Below are 20,900 nucleotides of genomic sequence, written 5' to 3'. Positions count from 1 at the left end.
GTTTAGCAAGGATATTTAATTTCAGGATAATTCATCATGAGCAATGTGAAAAACGGAAAGTTTGTTTATAAAAATGAAGAAAGCATGAAGAAGATGCATGAGTTTTACGATAAGACTCTTGTATCCCTTGATGTACCATATTCGGAGGAGCGTTTTGATACATCTTTCGGTCAAACACATTGTCTTCTCGTTGGAGATACTGAAAAGCCAAGGATATGCACAATACATGGGGGAAATGGAATCACAACACTGAATCTGAAACTGTTTCTTCCGTTGCTTCAAGAATACAGTATCATTGCTCCGGATGTGATCGGGATGCCCGGGAAAAGTGATCCATACAGGAATATAAGCAGCAAGAAGGATGAGTACGGACTGTGGATCAAGGAAGTGCTGGATCACTATAAGGAAGAACGAATATCATTTGTCGTGTCTTCCTATAGTTCTGCCATGTTCCTTTCTTTTGCTAAGAGGTATCCGGAGATGGTTCAAAGTGCCTTACTTCTGGTCCCGTCAGGAATAGCCCATGGCCCGATACTGCCTATGATGGGCAAGATGGCCGTTCCGTTTATGAAATACTTTTTTTACCCTTCTGGGAAAACACTTGATGCGGTGATTGAATCTATGGGCGGAAAAGGTGATCCGGTATGGAGAGAATTCTTTGATATTATGATGTCATCTTATAAGATGGAGATGAGGCCACCTAGGGAATATAAAAAGAAAGAAATGATATCGTTTACATCTCCGCTTCTGATAATCGCATCGGAAAATGACATATTCTTTCCGGCTAGCAGAGTATTCTGTAAAGCAAGAGAAATCTTTGCAGGACCCGTTACTACAGTTGAGATAGACAGTAAACACTTACCATCAGAAGAAACGATGATCGATGTATGTAAACGGACGAAGGAATTCTTTAAGAATGCGTAACGGAAATAACTTACAGCATAACATACTAAGAAGAAGGAGGAGTACGCGATGATTGAAAAGATGAAATGGACAAGAGCTCCGAGAGTGTTTGTTCTTAACGAGGACAGAATAGAAATTACAACAGAACCGCATACGGATCTCTGGCAAAGGACATACTATCATTTCCAAAATGATAATGCACCTGTGTTACAGATGGAGACGGAAGAGAAGTTTTTTTCATTCGTTGTGAAGACTGATTTTTCAGAGAGCCATCATCGCTTCGACCAGTGCGGGATAGTTATGTATCTTGACTCCGAGAATTGGCTGAAAGCATCCGTGGAATATGAAAATGATAAGTTTCAGCATCTGGGATCTGTTGTGACCAATCACGGATATTCAGATTGGGCAACAACTGCGATTCCAGCTGATGTGAAGAACATGTGGTATCGGTTTAGTCGCAGGGAAGATGATTATTGCATCGAGTGCTCCGAGGATGGCGTGTTTTTCTCACAAATGCGTGTTTGCCATGTGTGGAAGGGTGCAGGAAAAATCCGCTTTGGTATTTATGCCTGTAGCCCGGAGAATTCATCTTTTAAGGCGGTGTTTACTGATTTGAAGATTACGGAGTGTGCCTGGAAGGCGCATGACGGTCAGCAACCGGACTGACGGGAAGGATGATAAACCTGAATGGAACTGAAGAAAATTGGACATCAAACGCCATTCTGTGTGATAGACAATAAGTGTACTAAGGGTGAGGAAGTATTGTGAAGATATATTTTGCGAGACATGGACAAACAGATTGGAATATATTAGGAAAAGTTCAAGGTACGACTGATATTCCTTTGAATGAGAATGGAATAGCGCAGGCGCAACTTCTTTGCAAGAATCTTGAAGATAGAGATATTTCTTTTGAAAAGATATACACCAGCTATCAGGCTAGAGCTGTAAAAACTGCGCAGATAGTAGATGAGCATTTCCATACAGGATATGAAATAGTTAGAGGCTTGGAAGAAATGAATCTGGGATTGTTTGAAGGGCATACCTGGGATGAGATTCTTTCTTTATATGATGAAGAGCATAAGCTGTGGCTATCAAATAAAAGGTACAATCGTAGTCCTGGTGGTGAATCATACCAAATGGTAATGGAGAGATTATTCAATGCGCTGGATTATATTCTTGGGCAACATGATGCTTCTTCAGACAAAAACCTGCTTATAATATCGCACGGTGCCGTCATTATGACGCTTCTTGCTATGAAAAGAAATATACCATTTGAGGAGTCGCATACGATAGAGGTTGATAATGCATCGCCTATAGAATTCAGTATCGAGGAACTGAAAGATATAAGAACACGGCTTTAATGGTATGACTAGGATTATGATAAAGGTATTGGAAATAGGCTTTTGGATGCTGTTGAAAAAGAGGTGTCAAAAGTTTCCGATAAAGTTTACTTGGCAGTTGGGGTTTATTCTGGATATGGACCAGCCCAGAGGATGTATGTAAAAAGAGGTTACAATTTTGATGGCAGCGGAGTTTGGTATAAAGGGAAACAATTAGAACAGTATGCCCCCTGCATCAATGATGATGATCTTTTACTTTATTTAGCTAAAGATATTTAAATTCCAGTTTTATTGTTTAAGACAAAGTATACCTATATCCATAAGTTTTATACGATTTAGGCATACATTTTTAGAACATTTCGGATTTTTGAATGCCGATGTATACCTAAAAGGCGCAAAATTGACTTCATTAGGCATACAAATCGCAAGCTGAAGCGCTGATAATGAGAAAAAGTATGCCTAAAACAATAATAACAAATGATATTAGGCATATATCAGGTAAATCCCGGCTTATCGTGACAAGGCAGTAGTCAGTTAAATCGGAAGTTAATCGCATAAATTCAGGTTTGTCGATCTAATTGAATATTGAACATTATATAGCAGTTATCTCAAAATCGAGGTAGCTGCTCTTTTTGTATTTTCGAAAAAGAAAAATATTGTAAGTTTTGAAAGTGGATGATACAATGTTTTCAAAAGTGAAAAGAAATTGAAGTTTTGAAAGCAGGATTTATATGAAGATTATTGAAAGAAAAAATTATTTGAATAGACTCATTCGATTAAAGGATACTCCTGATATAAAGATAATAACAGGATTGAGACGTTCTGGAAAGTCTGAGTTGGTGCGAGCATATATGGAACTAATACGCACAAACGAAGATACAAATATAATATACGTTGATTTTGCAGATTTAAAATTCGATGATTTAAAAACATATAAGGAACTCTATAATTTTTGCGAAGGACAATACATTGATGGTAAAACAAATGTCATTGTTGTAGATGAAGTTCAAATGTGTGAAAAATTTGAGCTTGCTATCAATAGTTTATATAACAGCCGAAAATATGATATCTATATTACAGGTTCCAATGCATTTTTGCTAAGCTCAGATTTATCGACGTTATTTACTGGGAGATTTATAGAAATTCCTGTTTATCCATTTAGTTTTGCTGAATATTGTGAGTACTATGGATATGATTCTAATACAGCAAATGTATTGGATTTATATGTTATGAGTGGTGGTTTATCTGGGGCATACGTATACAGCGAAAAAGAGGATCAGGCATCATATATAAAGGATATTTACACTACAATTATAAAACGTGATCTTGTAGATAAGTATGGTATTAAGGAAGAGGCACTTTTGGATTCTTTAACAGATTATATGATGGATAATATTTCCAATCTGACATCTGCTAGTAAGATTAGTAATGTTTTTAAGCAAAATAAGGTTGAGACGAATCATATAACAATAGGAAATTATATGAAGTATCTCTGCAGTGCATTTATGTTCTACAAAGTAAAACGATACGACATTCGTGGAAAAAAGTATTTAGAAACATCAGATAAATACTATCTTAGCGATTTAGGATTTAGATATGCAATGCTTGGAACAAGAAATATGGATTATGGACGAGCATATGAAAATATAGTTGCCTTAGAATTACTCAGGAGGGGCTACGAGATTTATGTTGGTAAGTTGTATCAGAAGGAGATAGATTTTGTAGCTATGAAACAAAATGAGAAGCTGTATATCCAAGTATCAGATAATATTTCTGATTCAAATACATTGGAAAGAGAGCTGTCTCCACTAAGAGCGATAAAAGATGCATATCCTAAGATTTTGATAGCGAATACAAAGCATGATGACTATGACATAGAAGGAATAAAAGTACTAGATTTAACTAATTGGTTAATGAGATAAATCGGAGTTTGCAGGGCTCTTTTGCTAGAGAAAGAACTCGATAACTTCAAATTTATCGGGGATTTTTGATCAGCCACTTTTCGCAGATGAAAAATCTGTGGGATAAGTTTGTAGAAATCCATGTACTGGATAATAAATAGAGTTAAAAAGCAGTAGAATAGCCATTGTGGCTATGATATCATGAAGGCATGATGCTTACTTAAGGTAAGTACCAGCCTTTTTAATTGTGACAAAATAAATACAAAACATTAAATGATCAGTTGGGAGAATTGGAATGCTAACATATTGTAATAATCTATCGGTAAAGGATTACTGTGATCTTCGGACATCTGTTGGCTGGCCGTTCATCAGCGATGATCAGGCGCAGTCTGGATTGGACAACTCAGATTTTATTATTTCCTGTGTGGATGAAGGGAAAATTGTTGGCTGCGCAAGGATATTTTGGGATAAGGGTTATATAGCTTACCTTGCGGATGTAATTGTAAATCCGGAATATCAGGGGCAGGGTATCGGCAAGAAAATGGTGCAGGAATGTATCAAGTATATTGATAACCAGCTCAAGGAAGGCTGGCGTATAAAGATAGTTATTGTGGCATCAAAGGGAAAAGAGGCGTTTTACGAGAAGCTTGGCTTCAAGGCCCGCCCAAATGGCAATGATGGCCCAGGAATGGATATGTGGAGAGAATGACAGAGCGAATCATTGATGAAGAATTAAAACTGATTCCATATTACAGGAATGACGAGGCTTCACTTCCTTGGTATCAGGATTTGGATGTATGTAAGCAGGTAGATAACAGAGATGAACCATATGATTTAGATCTTTTACATGCTATGTATGATTATCTAAGCTCTCATGGGGATTGCTACTACATAGAATATAAGGGGACATTGGTAGGGGATGTTTCGTTAAGAGACAATGCAGAAGTCGCTATTGTAGTGTGCAAAGAATACCAAAATCAGCACATTGGAAGACGATGCGTTGAAGATATGCTTAAACTTGCTAAAGAAAAGGGTATGGATACTGTTAAGGCAAATATCTATTCCTTTAATGGGCAGAGTAGGCGAATGTTTGAGGCTGTTGGATTCAAAAAGATAGATGAAGAATGGTACGAATACCAAAGCAGATAATTGGAGTATTTAGAATATCGGGGAAGAATGGGGACGCTGAATTGATAGGTTATTGGATTGGAACGGCGATAATGATGCTTACTGTTCAACCATTACTTTTTCGAAGTGTTTTCAGATAAATAATGTCGAGTTTTTATAGTGAAGTAGGAAAAATTTCTTTAAATCGGAAGTTAATCGCACAACTTCCAATTTTACGTACGAAGGAGTGTCTGAGGAGGTTAAGATAGATGCACTATAGATTAGCTACAATGGATGATTTGACAGAAATATGTAATATGATAGAAGCTGCAAAACAGCTTATGTCAGAACAGGGTATAGAACAGTGGGACGATATATATCCCGTCTGTGAAGATTTTGAAGAAGATATAAATAAGAAAACCATGTTTGTGGTTATGGATGATGCTCAGCTTGCTGCTATATACGTCATCAGCGAAGAATGCGATGATGAGTATCTTAAGTGTGAGTGGGAAAATAAAAAGCCCTGTATCATTCACAGGTTCTGTGTTTCTCCTTTCTTTCAGAATAAAGGGATAGGAGCTACTGTACTAAATCATATTGAAAAGCAGCTTATCGAATCTGGATATGATTCGGTAAGACTTGATGTGTTTACTAAGAATCCGTATGCACTAAGGCTTTATGATAAAAATGGATATATTAAACGCGGATATGCGGATTGGCGCAAGGGTAGATTTCTTTTGATGGAAAAGAAATTAGATAGGATCGCAGATTCTGTTTTTCTCACAGAAGCAAATGAACAGATTTAAGGATCCATTACCGAAGATTACATTGAAGGAAAATAGAATCCACATGTGGAATGATATATTTAAGAAACTTAGGAAAATAAAGAGAAATACAGCGAGAAAACTTGATAATATAATGCAGCACATTGGTACAAAGGAGCTGATTGCCATCTCATTGGGAATAGTGGTGATTGCCTTTGCTATCATCTTGATTATGGCGCACATAAGTGGTGTTAAGAACAATTCTTTGAGTGAGAAAGATGGAGAAAATCAGATTGCAAACGAGGGAACATCTGGTGACGGAGACATGCCTGTAGTCGAGATGGCAAGCAAAGAAACCAAGACTGAATCTACTCCGGATACAACTGTACTTGTTAAAAAAGAAGGTGCTAAGGAGGGATATCTTAACAGATGCGTATTCCTGGGCGATTCTAGAACCGTAGCCATGGTTAACTACGGCTTTTTTAACGATGATTCTGCACTTGCGCAGATTGGAATATCACATCCAGCATTTGCATCCAATAAATTCATGAACAATGCTGGAAAAGAATATACTATGAAATCTTACCTGGAGTCTCATCAGGCTCAAGTTATATATATTCTTCTTGGTGTAAATGGAATCAATGATTCCAGCGAGGATCATTACAAGAATACATTTATTTCTCTTATAGACAGAGTAGCCGAGCTGGCGCCTAATTCCAATATTGTACTTGTGTCTATAGGTCCCGTAGATGATAACGGAAGGTACAAAGACTATGTGCAGAACGCATTGATAGACAAATACAATGATTTCCTTTTGGAGATAGCAAAGGAGAAACACATTTTCTATCTTGATATCGCGGAAGTCCTCAAAGGATCTGATGGGCAGGTAAAGTCTGAGTATAACGGTGGTGACGGACTTCATTATTCTGGAAAAGGATGCGAAGCCATATTCAATTACATAGTAGAGCACCCAGTGCCTGGAATATCTGATGAGGGTGAATATATAGTTAAGTATGTTAAGCCTGATCCAAACAAGGTCAAGGTTACAACTGGTGATGAATCAGGAATTAACGAAGGTAACTTTGGTGACCTTATGGACATAATGGGAATCACAGAAGATCAGAATGCTTCAGATGCTTCTTCTCAGAGTAGTATTGTGACAGAAGACGAGGAAGCAAAGAAGAAAGCGGAAGAAGAGAAGAAGAAACAGGAAGAGGAAGAAGAGGAAGCGGCAAGGCAGAAAGCTGAAGAAGAGGAAGCGGCAAAGAAGAAAGCTGAAGAAGAGGAAGCGGCCAAAAAGAAAGCCGAAGAAGAAAAAGCAGCAAAGGAGAAAGCCGAAGAAGAGGAAGCAGCAAGGAAGAAAGCTGAAGAAGAGGAAGCGGCAAGGCAGAAAGCCGAAGAAGAGGAAGCGGCAAGGCAGAAAGCTGAAGAAGAGGAAGCGGCAAGGCAGAAAGCCGAAGAAGAGGAAGCGGCAAGGCAGAAAGCTGAAGAGGAAGAAAGAAAAAAGCAAGAAGAGTCCTCAAATAGTGGTTCCACCGAAAATACTGAAGGAAATGGCGATAACGGTTCAGGGGACGGAAATGAAGCGCCCACCAGCCAGTCTGAAGGATCCAGCGGTCAGACTACAGAAAATAATGGGGATTAAGTAGTTATCAGCTTCGAGGAATGTCAGGCGGAGAATGTTGTTGGGCAAGATAACATATCAGCATAACTGCTAAGGAGGTTTTATGATAACTGTAAATCTGTACTATAAGGGAATAAACGGAAATGCACGTGCGTTTGCGGATGAAATGGAATCATCAGGTATTGCTGATGCTATTCGTGCAGAAGAAGGAAATCTGAGGTATGAATACTTTCAACCTTTCAATGACCCCGAGACTGTATTGCTCATTGATTCGTGGTCGGATCAGGAGGCTATAGATGCGCATCATGCATCACCAATGATGAAGCAGCTTGCCGAACTTCGCAATAAGTATGATCTTCATATGACAGTGGAACGGTTTGTGAGTGATGAATATGAATCTGATGAGAAGTATTTAAGGAAATAAGGAAATAATAACTTTCAGGATAATGAAATAAGCAAATCGGGGGGAGGATACAACTATGAAAATCGAAATGGAACCAATTGGTTATGTTAGAAATAAAGTAAAGGACAGAAAAGATGTTTCTTGGGGAGAAGATACTTCTTCTATAATATTGGATGAAGAGTATATCTCCGGTTTGAAAGGACTTGAAGATTTTTCTCATGTGAATATCATTTATCATCTTGATAAAGCGAAATATGAAAAGGACAAGCACCTTCAAAGAAGGCCTCAGAATCGAGATGACATGCCATTAGTTGGGATTTTTTCACAGCGTGGAAAAGATAGACCTAACCGTATCGGAATAACCTCTGTAAAAATAGTTTCCGTTTCTGAAGACAGAATTGTTGTTGAAGGTCTTGATGCTGTAGATGGAACCCCAGTTTTAGATATAAAACCATATTATCCAGTATATGATAAGAAAGAAGCATCCGTTCCAGAATGGGTTGATCGTTTGATGGAACATTATTTTTGATAAACAACTTCAAATTTGTAGAGCGATTAAATTTCAGTAAAGCTTACTATCGCAGGAGGGGAAATGGGGTATAGGATCAGGAAAGCAATTTCGGATGATGAACAGAGAATTCGTGAACTGTTTATAGAGATGCTACAGACAATTTATCATACAGAAGAAGTGGAGGGCTACGAGTCCGGATATTTGGACAGATACTGGACAAATGGAGAGGATGAGCTTTTGGTAGCTGAAGATAATGATGTTGTTGCATATTTAGCTGTGGAAGTTCATCGGGAGGATGAAACGGATTATGTTTACCTTGATGATTTGTCTGTCACAGAAAAATATCGCGATATTGGAATAGGAAGTGCTTTGATCCACGAAGCAGAGGCCTATGCACAAGAAATAGGTATACAGCACATTCTTTTTCATGTTGAAAAATCTAATACTGAAGCATTTCGATTATATAAAAGGCTTGGCTATAAGATTTTTCGTGATGACGGCAACAGGTATATGATGAAAAAAGATGAGATTCATATTGTGGAAGAGCGCATTACTGCTGAGGAATATGTTGATTTTTTAAAGAGAACCGATTTGGGGTCACAATATCCAAAAGAGCGTTTTGAAGAACGGGTCAGGAAGCTTGTTAAGAATGTTTCCATCAGTCTGATCGCGCGTAATTGTGAAGGACTGATTGTTGGGACTTTGTTTGGACTTACAGATTTCTGCTATTGGTTGTACGTGACAGACCTTGGGGTGGACAGGAATTATGAGAGGCAAGGCATCGCGAGCAGGCTCATGAAGACTGCACATGAAATTGCCGGTGGAGAAAAGAACATAGCCGTATATCTGATTGCCAATGAAGATGCTGTAGGCTTTTATAAGAAGATTGGAATGAAAAAGGCTGATGAAGTAATGAAATACAACCACATAGAATGGACGGAATGGACAGTATGAGTGACCGGTAGGAGTATATTTCAGTAAAACTCGCTATGGAGGGTGAAGTGTATGGGGAGTATAGAAAAGTATAAGAAATACTTTACAAAGGAATACTTGATGGGACCGAATTCTTTCAGGCTACTTGAGGAATTGATCAGAAGATGCCCTGAAGATGTGAAATTTGATCGCACTTTGGATTTGGGATGCGGATTTGCATTAACATCGCTATTTATTGCCAATGAAACAGATGCTAAGCACGTTTATGCGTTTGATCTTTGGGTTTCTGCAACTGAAAACTATAAAAGAATAACGGCCAATGGGCTGGTGGATAAGATTATACCGATTCATGGTGATGCAATGGATATGCCTTTTGCCGAAGACTATTTTGATAGCATTGTCAGCGTGGACTCTTACCATTATTTTGGATGTAAGGAAGGCGTATTTGCAGAGAAAATCCTGCCATTTGTCAAGGAGAACGGTTATGTGATGATTGCCATCCCTGGATTGAAAGAGAAACCGCAGGGTGAGCTAAAGCAGCTATTTGAAACATGGGCTGAAGGTGACGATTCCGAGCTCTTTAAAACCGCTACATGGTGGGAGAGCCTGTTAATAAAAGAATGCGGTGATTGTTGCAGGATCGATGTCAAAGAAGCAGAGTGTTATGACATAGCATGGCAGGAATGGTTTGAATCGGGGCATGAATACGGTGTAAGAGATAAGGAGTTTTTGGATAGAGGTTTGTACGACATTCTGAATTTTTTGCTTATTTATGTCAGGAAAGGGAAATGATAAATCCCGTTTGTCGGGATAATGTGATAGTGAGTTATATCGGAAGTTAATCGCACAAATTCAAATTTGTAGAGCGATTAACTTTCAGTTTTAATGCCGAAAGAAGAAAGAGAGATTTTTATGGAAAAGTATATTGAAGGAAATAAAGCGGCTTGGGAAGAAGCTTTTGATAAAAGGGATGCTTCATGGGGCGCCGATATAACGGAACGTATACAGAAAGAAGACTATCCGTTTTTTGAAAAGGAAATGGCGGATACTTTGAAAAACATGGATACGAAAGGAAAGACGATCGGTCAGTTTTGTTGTAACAACGGTCGAGAGCTGCTTTCTTTGGTAAAAAGCGGAAATGCCTCAAAGGGTGTTGGATTTGACATTGCTGAAAACCAAGTGGCTTTTGCAAATGAAAAAGCAAAAGAATTGAACCTGCCTTGTATATTTGAAGCTGTGAATGTTTATGATATTGATGATCGTTTCAGAGAACAGTTTGATATTGTAATCATCACTATCGGAGCACTATGCTGGTTTGAAAATCTGAATCGCTTTTTTGAAATCGTGGCAAAATGCATGAAACCCGGAGCAGTGATCGTGCTTAATGAACAGCATCCCTGCACGAATATGCTAGCTACGGAAGGCGATGCTGAGTTTGATCCTGAGCATAAGATGGAATGTCATTTTTCTTACTTTGAACATGAATGGACCGGGAATGGCGGCATGTATTATATGACGCTGAAGAACTATCATTCTAAGACTTTTACCGATTTTACTCATTCATTGTCAGAAATAATATCCGGAATGTGTAATAACGGAATTGTCATCACCGGGCTAAAGGAGTTTGATCATGATATCAGCGGTGGGTTTTCCTCAATAGATCATAGGGGGTATCCACTGTCAATGATCCTACAGGGAAATAAACAATAAATTCCAGTATAAAGCTCTAGATAATAACTACAAGGATGGGGAGAATATGAACAAACAAGAAATCATTAGTATACTAGATGATTTTCCATATGACCGCGATGAATATTGGATAATAACTGGAAGTGCCATGGTTCTATACGGAATCCGAGAGCAAACTCATGATATAGATATGGGATGTACGTCTAAGATGGCAGATCAGCTTGAGGCAGATGGATACGTATTTTCTCTAACGGAAAGCGGTAATAGGAAGTTTGATATTGGAGAAAATATAGAGGTGTTTGAGAACTGGATCAAAGATACAATTGATACGATTGATAACGTTCCGGTAATCTCTATCAAAGGCCTCATCGAGATGAAGCAGGAAATAGGGCGAGATAAGGACAAAAAAGATATTGCATTGATCAAGGAATATCTGGGCAATAAGATTGAACTTGTTGAGAATGTTTTGAAACCGGAAGATTTTGTGAGGCTTAGAGCCACTACAGGTTTTGCAGATATTCCGATAGAGCATGCAAGAAAGGCTCTTAGGAATGGTCTTATAAATGTTTCTGCTTTGAAAGACGGAAAACTTATAGGAATGGGAAGGCTTGTTGGTGATGGTGCGATGTATTGGTATCTGCAGGAAATAGTGGTTTTGCCGGAATATCAAGGTATGGGCATAGGAACTATGATTGTTAATCATCTTGTAAACTATGCTGTGAATAATTCTTTTACAGGAAGGTTTACGACCATAGGTGGTGTTTCTGCTAAGGGAAAAGAAGGGTTTTATCAGAAGCTTGGATTTGAATTAATATCTAATGGTATAAGAAAGATGATAGAGATATAGGATTATATTTCAGTTTTACTGTTTATCAAAACAGAGGAGGAGTAGATATGAACGCAAGGGAGTACTTAGAGATTTTACATGTTGCTGAGAGGCTTAAAGATACGCCTCGTCATTGCACTACAACGAAAAGAAGAACGGAGAGCGTGGCAGAGCACAGCTGGCGGATTTCGCTCATGGCATTTCTTCTTAAGCATGAGTTTGAAGATGTGGATATAAATAAAGTTGTAGATATGTGTCTCATTCATGATCTTGGTGAATGCTTTACCGGCGATATTCCGACGTTTATAAAGACCGATTCCGATAGAGAGGTCGAGGATTCTCTTTTGATCCGGTGGGTTAAAACTCTTCCAGAGGAACTATCCGGGGAAATAGCTAATCTTTATAAAGAGATGGATGCCCAAGAAACTAAGGAGGCTAAGTTATACAAATCATTGGATAAGCTGGAGGCCTTGATTCAACATAACGAGTCTCCAATTGATACATGGTCTGAAAATGAGTATGAACTCAATAAAACCTATGCATTTGATACAGTATCCTTTTCAGAATGGCTTACTGACCTTAGAAAGGCGATTCTTGAAGACACCTTAGACAAGATTGAAAAAGAAGGTCACGAGTGAGTATATTACTGAATTTAGAAGCTTCCGAATTCAAACTAATAGTTTGTGATTCGGAAGCTTTTTATTTCGCAAATTTTAAAATTGATTATAATTGCGAAATGAAATACAATTAAATAAAGGCGGTGAAATTACGATGAAACTTATAAAAAGAGATTATTATCTAAATAAACTTTTATCGGTAAAGGATGTTCCGGACATAAAAGTAATAACCGGGGTAAGAAGAAGCGGTAAATCTAAATTGATGGATGCTTTCATAGATTTGATATCTGCTGATGATAAGGCTAATATCGTCCGGATCAAGCTGAACTTAAAGAAGTTCGAGAAATTGTTGGATGCGGACAAGCTTTATGACTACATAGAGCAACAGTATGCAAACGACAAAACGAATTATCTTTTCATTGATGAAATACAGCTATGTGAAGGTTTTGAACGTGTGATCAATAGTATTTACGAAGAAGAAATCTATGATATTTACCTTACCGGGTCAAATGCATTTCTTTTATCAAGTGATTTGGCTACGTTGTTTGGTGGAAGAGTTTATGAGATAAGCTTATATCCATTTTCATTTAAAGAGTATCTTATGTATTATCCATCAAATGATATAGATGAAGCCTTTGATTCTTATGTAAAGAAAGGTGGAATGGCTGGTTCATATCTTTATAAAACGGAGGAAGATGCCAGACAATATGTTAATGGTATCTATAGGACTACTATTACAAAGGATATCGTTAGAAAATTCAAGATAGAAAACGAAGATCTTTTGATAATGATTGGGAACTACCTTATGGATAACGTTGGTAACCAGACTTCGATAAGAAATGTGGCATCCAAACTAACATCTGGCACCTACAGAACTAATGATAAGACAGTAGGGGCATATATAAATTACTTTTGCCGATCATTCCTTTTTTATCCAATCCAGCGTTATGACATAAAGGGGAAAAGATATTTAGAATCAGATAAGAAGTACTACCTGTCCGATTTGGCTTTCCGCTTTTCTGAGATAGGAACAAAAAATGCTGATTATGGACATCTCTATGAAAATTTAGTGGCAATAGAACTTCTCAGACGCGGATACGAAGTATACGTGGGAAAATTATATGAAAAAGAAGTGGATTTTGTCGCAATCAAAGAAGGCGAAAAGGTCTACATTCAGGTATCTGATGATATATCCAGAGAGGATACTTTTAAACGAGAGGTTTCATCGCTTTTAAGTATTAAGGATGCTTATCCAAAGTTGCTGATAGCCAGAACAAAACATGATGAAAGCCAGCATGAAGGAATAAGGATTATCGATATTGCCAGATGGCTTTCTGATTCGCAAAAATAATAAAAGTTCAAATTTGCGAAATAAACAAAAATGCTCTTCGTCATTTATATTTGAAGTTAATCGCGCAAATTCAAATTTGTTGGGGAATTATGGTTTTATATCATTATTTTGATAAAAAGATCGGGCCGTTTAGGAATCTTTCGGACCTCAGCGAAGAGGAAGCAAACCAAATGAGGAAATACTGAAAATCATTGATAAATACGGACTACCTCAGGACTGGAACCCGGATGGAAAATATGGACCAGAACGATATGTGGAAGTTCATGTTTGGAGTGACATACAGACGGTAAAAAGAAGTTAAATAAAGCTTGGAGGAGAAGGCTATGACATTAGAACCAATTACTATAACTGATAAGCTTGGAAGAACTGTTGAATTAAGGTCAGCAAGGCTTGAAGATGCAGAAGACTTGATTCAGTATCTTAAGGTTACTTGTGGTGAAACTCCATATCTTATAAGGGAACCTGATGAAGTTACTATTACTTTGGAAGATGAAAGGAACTTTCTTAAGAGTAAGATTGAATCTGACCGTGAACTTATGCTACTTGCATTTGTCGATGGCAAACATGTGGGCAATTGCTCACTTATGAGCATTGCTTCATACAGAAGATATCAGCATAGATGCGACGTTGCTATTGCACTGTATCAGGATTATTGCGGCTGCGGAATTGGTAAGGCTATGCTGGAAACAGTACTTGATGTAGCAACTAAGCTTGGATATGAGCAGGCTGAATTGGAAGTAGTGGCTGGAAATGAAGGCGCAATTTCTCTTTATGAGAAGCTTGGCTTCAAGAAATACGGTACTTTCCCTGACAACATGAAATATGCGGACGGAACATACCGTGATGCATACTGGATGATGAAAAAGCTGGAGAACAAATGATGAAAGTTCTTTTTAGGAGATATGTCGCATCCTAAAATGTGCTAGATAAGATGAGAGGATGTCATGAAAAAGAAATTACTGATTTCAGCTGCGGCGCTTGTAATAATTGTAGCGCTGATGGGCTTAACAGCTGGTTTATTTTATTTTGGAGTGCTTCACATAAATAATCCTTCCAAGAGAAAGTACCCTATCAGAGGCGTTGATGTTGCTCATTATCAGGGAGTGGTTGACTGGGAAGTATTGTCAAAAGAGGATATTTCTTTTGCATATATAAAGGCAACAGAAGGCTCTAGTTCCGTAGATGAGCAGTTTGAAAAGAACTGGAACGAAGCGCAAAATACAAATCTTAGGATTGGAGCTTATCATTTTTTTAGCCTTGATTCATCTGGTGTGACTCAAGCTGAGAATTTCTGTAAAACAGTGACACCTGTTCCAGGTATGCTTCCACCAGTAGTAGATGTGGAGCCTTATGGTGGCTACAGAGAGCCAGATATGCTTGATAAGGACAAGATGCTGACGGAACTTGGAGTTTTCCTGGATGAAGTAGAAACTTGTTATTCTATGAAGCCTGTTATCTATACTACACAGGAGTGGCTTCCTGTGATCCAGGAAAGGCTTGCAGACTATGATGTCTGGATCAGAAATGTTTACGGCAAGCCAGATCCATCAATTAACTGGACTTTTTGGCAGTATTCCAACAGGCATGTGTTATCAGGCTACTCCGGAACTGAAAGATACATTGATATGAATGTCTTTTATGGGGATGAAGAGACATTTTCAGCCTACAATTGAATTATGCTAGTTGTTGAAGCTTAATAAGCATAAAAATAGAAATAATCCAGGAAAATTGTATAAATATGCAGATGAAAGCTCGCCCAAAACAAACCAGCGCCCATCAGAAATAGCAAGCGTAAAAACCAAAAAATAGCGCAGTAACACGGCACACGGCGATATGAATAAGCTTGTTCAAGCTTAAAATATGGATTTTTAGGTGATTATAAACTTCATAAACTCATGTATATATAATACTTTAATAGTTTATTTATACTTTAGTATCTTTAAATATAGTAATATTGAATTATAAAATTTAAAGAAAAGCTGTACTAAATAACGTAATTGGTATCACAGCTGCTCATAAGCGTAACTGCTTTCCGGGAGAGCATATATATGTGGGATTTAAGTTATGCCTTGCCAAGTTTATTATTGCTTTTAATTTATCTTGGGTATTACTATGTCCTGCCACATATCCCAACTAAGAGGAACCTGACCTTCGTATCTCTCTTGGTTATCGAGTGTGGTAGCGTTATCATGGACATAGTATCCAGTTGGGTAGACATGAATCATGAGGTTTACCCTCTGGTTATTGAGTATTTTACCAATAGCCTTTATTTTATACTGTTCTTTTTGCGAACTTACGCATTCTATAGCTTTACGGCAAACGTACTTAGAACTGATAGTAGCAGGAAGCTGATCATGCATTTGCTTGTAAGAATCCCCGCTGTTTTTGGAATATTTGTGACTATGCTTAGTCCGTGGATCCAAAAAATCTATTACATGGATGAGAACGGATATCATAGTGGACCATGGTATAACTATATTTATGTGGCTACGGCTATCTATCTTATTGGAACTTATGCAATATTCTTTATTTGCAAGAACAGACTTGTCAGAAGAAGGGAAGCAGCAGGGATCTTCTGGTATAACACTATATTGATGATAGGATTTATCTTACGATATATATTCCCGACTCTTTTACTTGAAGATACGTTCTGCCTCATAGCTATAGTCATAATCTATCTGTCCTTTGAAAATCCAGACTTTTACCTGGAAGGCCGGACATCTTTCTTTAACAGCAAAGCACTTAAGGAATATTTGGTAGAAATAAGTGAATACAAGGAATATAACATGTTTGCAGTTGTTATAAAAAACTACAAAGATGTTCGCGAGATCTATGGCGCCCAGCAGATGGCTTTGGGAATCCAGATGATAGGCAATTTCCTTCAAAAAAAATATTCTAATTCACTGGTCTTTTACTACAGAAGTGGAAGATTCATAGTACTTGGACATGATAAATTCAATCATGATCGAATGAGAAGGGAAATATCTGAAAGGTTCGAAAAACCTTGGAAGAACAATGGGGCAGAGCTCTATCTTGATGCAGGCTATATCTATATGGACCCAAAGGAAAGCTCCAGATCTGCGGATGTAGTAATGAACATGCTTACTAATGCTCTTGGTAAGGCTGAGAGCACAGTTGATGATCTTATAATCCTTGGTGAGCAGGAGTTTAGAGATAATGCAAAAGAGACTGAGGCAAAGAGATCGCTTGAATACGCCATTGATCACAATCTTGTTGAAGTTTACCTGCAGCCTATCATCGATAGCCTGACAAAGAAGATCATTGGTGCAGAAGCCCTTGCAAGGATAAAAGATCCTTCAGGAAAGATCATTTCTCCTACAATCTTCATTCCACTTGCTGAGAAAAGCGGACAAGTCATTGAACTTGGAGAACAGGTCTTTGAAAAAGTATGTAAGTTTATAAATGAAAATGACATAAAGAAGATGGGACTTAGATGGATCAACGTTAATCTGTCACCTATCCAGTTTATGAGACCTGATATCGGTGATAAGCTCTTAGCCATTATGAAAAAATATAACGTTAACCCTGAAAAGATCCATTTTGAGATCACTGAAGACATCATGGTTGAGGAGTCACTGCTCACAAAGCAGATAGAACTTTTACAAAATAGTGGACTTTACTTTGTACTTGATGACTATGGAAAGGGCTATTCTAATCTGTCACGCGTAAAGAAGTGCCCGTTTATCAATATTAAGCTTGATATGAGCCTTGTGTGGGAATATATGAGAGAGCCTGATGTTATGCTTCCTAATGTGGTCAATACATTCAAAAGCATGGGATTTAGCATAACGGCAGAAGGAATAGAAGATGAAAAGATGGATGACGCGATGAGCAAGATTGGATGCGATTATCTTCAGGGGTTCTATTTTTGCAAACCTATCACAATGGACGAATTTGTGGCTAAATATTCCTAAATTAGTAGTATAATATAAGTAGTCTATTAAGGAGCAGTCTCTTAGGGACTGCTCCTATTTTTACGTAAGAATCAAGGCATTAGGAGATATTATGAAAACGGGTATTGTAATGGAAGGCGGTGCAATGAGGGGAATGTTCACTTGCGGCGTTCTGGATGTGCTCATGGAAGAGGGGATAACCTTTGACGGAGCAGTTGGGGTATCAGCAGGAGCAACCTTTGGTTGCAATCTTAAATCCGGTCAGATAGGCAGGGCACTTAGATATAACAAGAAGTACTGTACTGACAAGAGATATCACAGCATTTCCTCACTTATAGCAACAGGAGACATATATAACGTAGATTTTTGCTACGAGAAGCTTCCTTATGAGCTGGATAAGTGGGATCTGGAGGCCTTCCAGAAAAATCCAATGGAGTTTTACTGCGTTGCTACTGATGCAGTGACAGGCAAACCTGTTTATTACAAATGTGAAAATGGCGATAGAAAGGACATCAAGTGGATTCAGGCATCAGCCTCTATGCCACTTGTTTCAAGACCTGTAGAGATAGACGGCGGCGTGTATCTTGATGGTGGCATTTCAGATTCAATTCCTCTTAAATTCATGGAGGAAAAAGGCTATGACAAGATTCTGGTTATCGAGACTCAGCCCAGGGACTACGTGAAGGGCAAGCAAAAATACATGCCACTTGTAAGGCTCATGCTCAGAAAATATCCAGGTATGATCAAGGCTATGGAAGACAGGTATCTTATGTACAATGAGGAAAAGAGATACATAAGAGAAAAGGAAGAAAAAGGCGAGATAGAGGTAATAAGACCTTTAGAGCCTCTTAATATCAGTGCAATAGAAAAGGACCCAAAGGAACTGGAAAGAGTTTATCAGCTGGGCAGAGCTGAGGGTAAAAAATATATTGGTAGGAGAAATGCATAATGGAAAAGAGATTAGATCCATTATTTACTAAATGGAATATTGGAAATGTTGAGATCAAGAACCGCTTTGTCATGACATCCATGGGAGGAACAGATCTTTTTGGATGGATGGAAAAGAATCATTTTGACAAGGCTGGAGCAGATTTCATTCTGGAGGTTGCAAAGAATAACGCAGGGCTTGTACTTCCAGGATGCCAGCCGGTTTACAATCCAATGTTTGGTCAGTGGCTTTACAAGAATCAGAAGATGTATCAGGACCTTGCAAAGTGGATGCCTGAGTTCCACAAGACAGGAGCTAAGCTCTTTGTTCAGCTTACAGCCGGCTTTGGCAGGTCTTTTACCGTAAGCTCAATGATGGAGACATTATACAATAACAAGGCTCTTAGAGTATTGTCCAAGCCATTTATGGACCTTGACAAGATCACAGCTACTGCAAGCCCATCACCTAACAGATGGTCAGACAAGCTACCTTCAAGGGCTCTCACAGTAGAAGAGATAAAAGAGTACGTGGTTGCCTTTGGCAAGACAGCCAAGCTCCTTAAAGATGCAGGAGTTGACGGCGTTGAAGTTCATGCGGTTCATGAAGGATATCTTCTTGACCAGTTTACACTTGATTATGTTAATAAAAGAACTGATGAATACGGCGGAAGCTTTGAGAATAAGTACAGATTTGCTGTGGATATCGTAAAAGAGATAAAGAAAACCTGTGGAAAAGACTTCCCGGTATCACTACGATACAGTGTGATCTCTAAGACTAAGGGATTTAGGCAGGGCGCACTTCCAGGAGAAGACTATGTAGAGGCTGGAAGAGACTTTGAAGAGTCCAAGAAGGCAGCTAAGTACCTTCAGGATGCAGGCTATGACATGCTCAACTGCGATAATGGTACTTATGATGCCTGGTACTGGGCACATCCTCCAATCTACATGCCAGAAAACTGTAACCTTGAGGATGTTGAGAACCTTAAGAACTTCGTGGATATTCCAGTGGTTTGCGCAGGTAGACTTGATCCAAGAGTGGCAGCAGATGAGATAGCAAAGGGCAAGCTTGACGGTGCCGGATTTGCCAGACAGTTCCTTGCAGATCCAGAGTGGATCACTAAGCTCATGGAAGATAGAGAAGATGACATCAGACCTTGTATCCTATGTCACAACGGATGTTTTAACATGTGCCATTATAAAGGTGTTCCAAATGATCAGAAGCTTAGTGATAGTCTTCACCTTGCCAGATGTGCTGTCAATGCAGAAACAATGCAGAAAGACAAGCACTTCATCAAAAAGACTAGGCACCCTAAGAAAGTCATCATCATTGGTGGTGGTATAGGCGGAATGGAGGCTGCAAGAGTCCTTAAATTACGAGGACATGAGCCAGTTATCTATGAAAAGAGTTCTGAACTTGGCGGAGCATTTATAGCTGCTTCAGCTGAGTCTTATAAAGGTAAGCTCAGAGATCTTCTTTCCTGGTATAAGAAAAAGATGGATGAGCTTGGTGTTGAGATCCACTATAATACTGAGATCACAGACGTTAGGTCTTTTGGTAAGAGCGACATAATCATGGCTACAGGAGCCAAAGCAAGGATCCTTAGAAGCATTCCAGGCTATGAGCACATGATAGAAGCCTGCGATTTCCTTAGAGGTAAGGAAGTCGGCGAAACAGTAGCTGTAATAGGCGGAGGCCTGACAGGCTGCGAAATAGCTTATGAGTTGGCACTTCAGGGCAAGAAGCCGATCATCGTAGAGATGAAGGATGACCTTGTATCCCAGCCTGGCGTTTGCCTTGCAAACAGCTCATACCTTAGAGAGTGGTTTGAGCTTCATAAGGTACCGGTCTACCTTGAGACAAGCCTTAAGGAAGTAAGGATAGACGGCATCCTTTGCACTACCAAGGATGGCAAAGAAATAGAGATAAGCTGCGATTCAGTTATCAGTTCTGCTGGTTATATTTCAAATCCTATTATCAAAGATAGCGAGAGAACAAGTAATATCGACCTTGTAGGCGACTGCAGAAGCGTTGGAAACTTAAGGACAGTTATTTGGAGAGCATATGAAGTTGCCATGAGAATCTGACAGAT

22 protein-coding genes are annotated in these 20,900 nt (G+C 38.7%); all 22 read left to right on the top strand.

What is annotated here, in order from left to right; translation table 11 throughout:
- The first annotated feature begins 36 nt into the window (after window positions 1-36).
- The 22 genes from BUA02_RS00650 (at window position 37) to BUA02_RS00535 (ending at window position 20,895) form a co-directional block, all read left to right on the top strand.
- Complete coding sequence (locus BUA02_RS00650; RefSeq protein ID WP_072700154.1) at window positions 37-924, top strand: alpha/beta fold hydrolase; 888 nt, start codon at window positions 37-39, stop codon at window positions 922-924.
- Window positions 925-972: 48 nt separating this feature from the next.
- A complete protein-coding gene (locus tag BUA02_RS00645; RefSeq protein ID WP_072700152.1) occupies window positions 973-1,569 on the top strand; it encodes a DUF1349 domain-containing protein in 597 nt (198 codons plus the stop codon).
- Between the two features lie 98 nt (window positions 1,570-1,667).
- Window positions 1,668-2,264, top strand: a complete 597-nt coding sequence (locus tag BUA02_RS00640; RefSeq protein WP_072700150.1) for a histidine phosphatase family protein — start codon at window positions 1,668-1,670, stop codon at window positions 2,262-2,264.
- Between the two features lie 42 nt (window positions 2,265-2,306).
- On the top strand, window positions 2,307-2,522 hold the full coding sequence (locus BUA02_RS00635; RefSeq protein WP_072700148.1) for a hypothetical protein: 216 nt from the start codon (window positions 2,307-2,309) through the stop codon (window positions 2,520-2,522).
- 452 nt (window positions 2,523-2,974) lie between these two features.
- Entirely contained in the window at window positions 2,975-4,165 is a 1,191-nt protein-coding gene (locus BUA02_RS00630; RefSeq protein WP_072700146.1) for an ATP-binding protein, read from the top strand.
- A gap of 274 nt (window positions 4,166-4,439) precedes the next feature.
- Window positions 4,440-4,853, top strand: a complete 414-nt coding sequence (locus tag BUA02_RS00625) for a GNAT family N-acetyltransferase (protein WP_072700144.1) — start codon at window positions 4,440-4,442, stop codon at window positions 4,851-4,853.
- The gene (locus tag BUA02_RS00620; protein WP_071176468.1) at window positions 4,850-5,293 is read left to right on the top strand and encodes a GNAT family N-acetyltransferase; all 444 of its coding nucleotides are present in this window, start codon (window positions 4,850-4,852) and stop codon (window positions 5,291-5,293) included. Before BUA02_RS00625 ends, BUA02_RS00620 begins: the two co-directional genes overlap by 4 nt.
- A 227-nt stretch (window positions 5,294-5,520) precedes the next feature.
- The gene (locus tag BUA02_RS00615) at window positions 5,521-6,057 is read left to right on the top strand and encodes a GNAT family N-acetyltransferase (protein WP_072700142.1); all 537 of its coding nucleotides are present in this window, start codon (window positions 5,521-5,523) and stop codon (window positions 6,055-6,057) included.
- Between the two features lie 22 nt (window positions 6,058-6,079).
- Window positions 6,080-7,660 carry a GDSL-type esterase/lipase family protein gene (locus BUA02_RS00610; RefSeq protein WP_207647698.1) on the top strand — a complete coding sequence of 527 codons (1,581 nt, stop codon included), beginning with the start codon at window positions 6,080-6,082 and terminating at the stop codon, window positions 7,658-7,660.
- Window positions 7,661-7,742: 82 nt separating this feature from the next.
- A complete protein-coding gene (locus tag BUA02_RS00605; protein WP_072700137.1) occupies window positions 7,743-8,063 on the top strand; it encodes a putative quinol monooxygenase in 321 nt (106 codons plus the stop codon).
- A gap of 55 nt (window positions 8,064-8,118) precedes the next feature.
- Window positions 8,119-8,571, top strand: a complete 453-nt coding sequence (gene tsaA / locus BUA02_RS00600) for a tRNA (N6-threonylcarbamoyladenosine(37)-N6)-methyltransferase TrmO (protein ID WP_071176465.1) — start codon at window positions 8,119-8,121, stop codon at window positions 8,569-8,571.
- Between the two features lie 63 nt (window positions 8,572-8,634).
- Window positions 8,635-9,507, top strand: a complete 873-nt coding sequence (locus BUA02_RS15530; RefSeq protein ID WP_083572583.1) for a GNAT family N-acetyltransferase — start codon at window positions 8,635-8,637, stop codon at window positions 9,505-9,507.
- Window positions 9,508-9,558: 51 nt separating this feature from the next.
- On the top strand, window positions 9,559-10,278 hold the full coding sequence (locus tag BUA02_RS00585) for an SAM-dependent methyltransferase (protein ID WP_072700135.1): 720 nt from the start codon (window positions 9,559-9,561) through the stop codon (window positions 10,276-10,278).
- A 120-nt stretch (window positions 10,279-10,398) separates the two neighbouring features.
- A complete protein-coding gene (locus BUA02_RS00580) occupies window positions 10,399-11,196 on the top strand; it encodes a class I SAM-dependent methyltransferase (RefSeq protein WP_072700133.1) in 798 nt (265 codons plus the stop codon).
- Between the two features lie 46 nt (window positions 11,197-11,242).
- Window positions 11,243-12,022: a GNAT family N-acetyltransferase gene (locus BUA02_RS15525; RefSeq protein WP_083572581.1), complete on the top strand. Its 780-nt coding sequence runs from the start codon at window positions 11,243-11,245 to the stop codon at window positions 12,020-12,022.
- Between the two features lie 47 nt (window positions 12,023-12,069).
- Window positions 12,070-12,639: an HD domain-containing protein gene (locus BUA02_RS00570; RefSeq protein WP_072700131.1), complete on the top strand. Its 570-nt coding sequence runs from the start codon at window positions 12,070-12,072 to the stop codon at window positions 12,637-12,639.
- Window positions 12,640-12,772: 133 nt separating this feature from the next.
- Window positions 12,773-13,969: an ATP-binding protein gene (locus BUA02_RS00565; protein WP_072700129.1), complete on the top strand. Its 1,197-nt coding sequence runs from the start codon at window positions 12,773-12,775 to the stop codon at window positions 13,967-13,969.
- 323 nt (window positions 13,970-14,292) lie between these two features.
- Window positions 14,293-14,850, top strand: a complete 558-nt coding sequence (locus tag BUA02_RS00560) for a GNAT family N-acetyltransferase (RefSeq protein WP_072700127.1) — start codon at window positions 14,293-14,295, stop codon at window positions 14,848-14,850.
- A gap of 63 nt (window positions 14,851-14,913) precedes the next feature.
- A complete protein-coding gene (locus BUA02_RS00555; protein WP_072700125.1) occupies window positions 14,914-15,642 on the top strand; it encodes a glycoside hydrolase family 25 protein in 729 nt (242 codons plus the stop codon).
- A 375-nt stretch (window positions 15,643-16,017) separates the two neighbouring features.
- Window positions 16,018-17,904, top strand: a complete 1,887-nt coding sequence (locus BUA02_RS00545) for an EAL domain-containing protein (RefSeq protein WP_083572580.1) — start codon at window positions 16,018-16,020, stop codon at window positions 17,902-17,904.
- Between the two features lie 91 nt (window positions 17,905-17,995).
- Window positions 17,996-18,832: a patatin-like phospholipase family protein gene (locus tag BUA02_RS00540; RefSeq protein WP_072700119.1), complete on the top strand. Its 837-nt coding sequence runs from the start codon at window positions 17,996-17,998 to the stop codon at window positions 18,830-18,832.
- Window positions 18,832-20,895, top strand: a complete 2,064-nt coding sequence (locus BUA02_RS00535; RefSeq protein ID WP_072700117.1) for an oxidoreductase — start codon at window positions 18,832-18,834, stop codon at window positions 20,893-20,895. Before BUA02_RS00540 ends, BUA02_RS00535 begins: the two co-directional genes overlap by 1 nt.
- The last annotated feature ends 5 nt before the right edge of the window (window positions 20,896-20,900 follow it).

The sequence above is a fragment of the Butyrivibrio hungatei DSM 14810 genome, assembly GCF_900143205.1.
Taxonomy (GTDB): domain Bacteria; phylum Bacillota; class Clostridia; order Lachnospirales; family Lachnospiraceae; genus Butyrivibrio; species Butyrivibrio hungatei.
Note: the sequence above shows the minus strand (reverse complement) of the source record. Positions and strands in the feature narration are given on the sequence as shown.

Bases quoted from the DNA above. Each gene is read 5' to 3' on its own strand.
- BUA02_RS00625 (WP_072700144.1), top strand. From the start codon at position 4,440: ATGCTAACATATTGTAATAATCTATCGGTAAAGGATTACTGTGATCTT.
- BUA02_RS00560 (WP_072700127.1), top strand. From the start codon at position 14,293: ATGACATTAGAACCAATTACTATAACTGATAAGCTTGGAAGAACTGTT.
- BUA02_RS00545 (WP_083572580.1), top strand. From the start codon at position 16,018: ATGTGGGATTTAAGTTATGCCTTGCCAAGTTTATTATTGCTTTTAATT.
- BUA02_RS00645 (WP_072700152.1), top strand. From the start codon at position 973: ATGATTGAAAAGATGAAATGGACAAGAGCTCCGAGAGTGTTTGTTCTT.
- BUA02_RS00555 (WP_072700125.1), top strand. From the start codon at position 14,914: ATGAAAAAGAAATTACTGATTTCAGCTGCGGCGCTTGTAATAATTGTA.
- BUA02_RS00615 (WP_072700142.1), top strand. From the start codon at position 5,521: ATGCACTATAGATTAGCTACAATGGATGATTTGACAGAAATATGTAAT.
- BUA02_RS00540 (WP_072700119.1), top strand. From the start codon at position 17,996: ATGAAAACGGGTATTGTAATGGAAGGCGGTGCAATGAGGGGAATGTTC.
- BUA02_RS15530 (WP_083572583.1), top strand. From the start codon at position 8,635: ATGGGGTATAGGATCAGGAAAGCAATTTCGGATGATGAACAGAGAATT.
- BUA02_RS00650 (WP_072700154.1), top strand. From the start codon at position 37: ATGAGCAATGTGAAAAACGGAAAGTTTGTTTATAAAAATGAAGAAAGC.
- BUA02_RS00580 (WP_072700133.1), top strand. From the start codon at position 10,399: ATGGAAAAGTATATTGAAGGAAATAAAGCGGCTTGGGAAGAAGCTTTT.
- BUA02_RS00630 (WP_072700146.1), top strand. From the start codon at position 2,975: ATGAAGATTATTGAAAGAAAAAATTATTTGAATAGACTCATTCGATTA.
- BUA02_RS00535 (WP_072700117.1), top strand. From the start codon at position 18,832: ATGGAAAAGAGATTAGATCCATTATTTACTAAATGGAATATTGGAAAT.
- tsaA (WP_071176465.1), top strand. From the start codon at position 8,119: ATGAAAATCGAAATGGAACCAATTGGTTATGTTAGAAATAAAGTAAAG.
- BUA02_RS00605 (WP_072700137.1), top strand. From the start codon at position 7,743: ATGATAACTGTAAATCTGTACTATAAGGGAATAAACGGAAATGCACGT.
- BUA02_RS00565 (WP_072700129.1), top strand. From the start codon at position 12,773: ATGAAACTTATAAAAAGAGATTATTATCTAAATAAACTTTTATCGGTA.
- BUA02_RS00585 (WP_072700135.1), top strand. From the start codon at position 9,559: ATGGGGAGTATAGAAAAGTATAAGAAATACTTTACAAAGGAATACTTG.
- BUA02_RS00570 (WP_072700131.1), top strand. From the start codon at position 12,070: ATGAACGCAAGGGAGTACTTAGAGATTTTACATGTTGCTGAGAGGCTT.
- BUA02_RS15525 (WP_083572581.1), top strand. From the start codon at position 11,243: ATGAACAAACAAGAAATCATTAGTATACTAGATGATTTTCCATATGAC.
- BUA02_RS00620 (WP_071176468.1), top strand. From the start codon at position 4,850: ATGACAGAGCGAATCATTGATGAAGAATTAAAACTGATTCCATATTAC.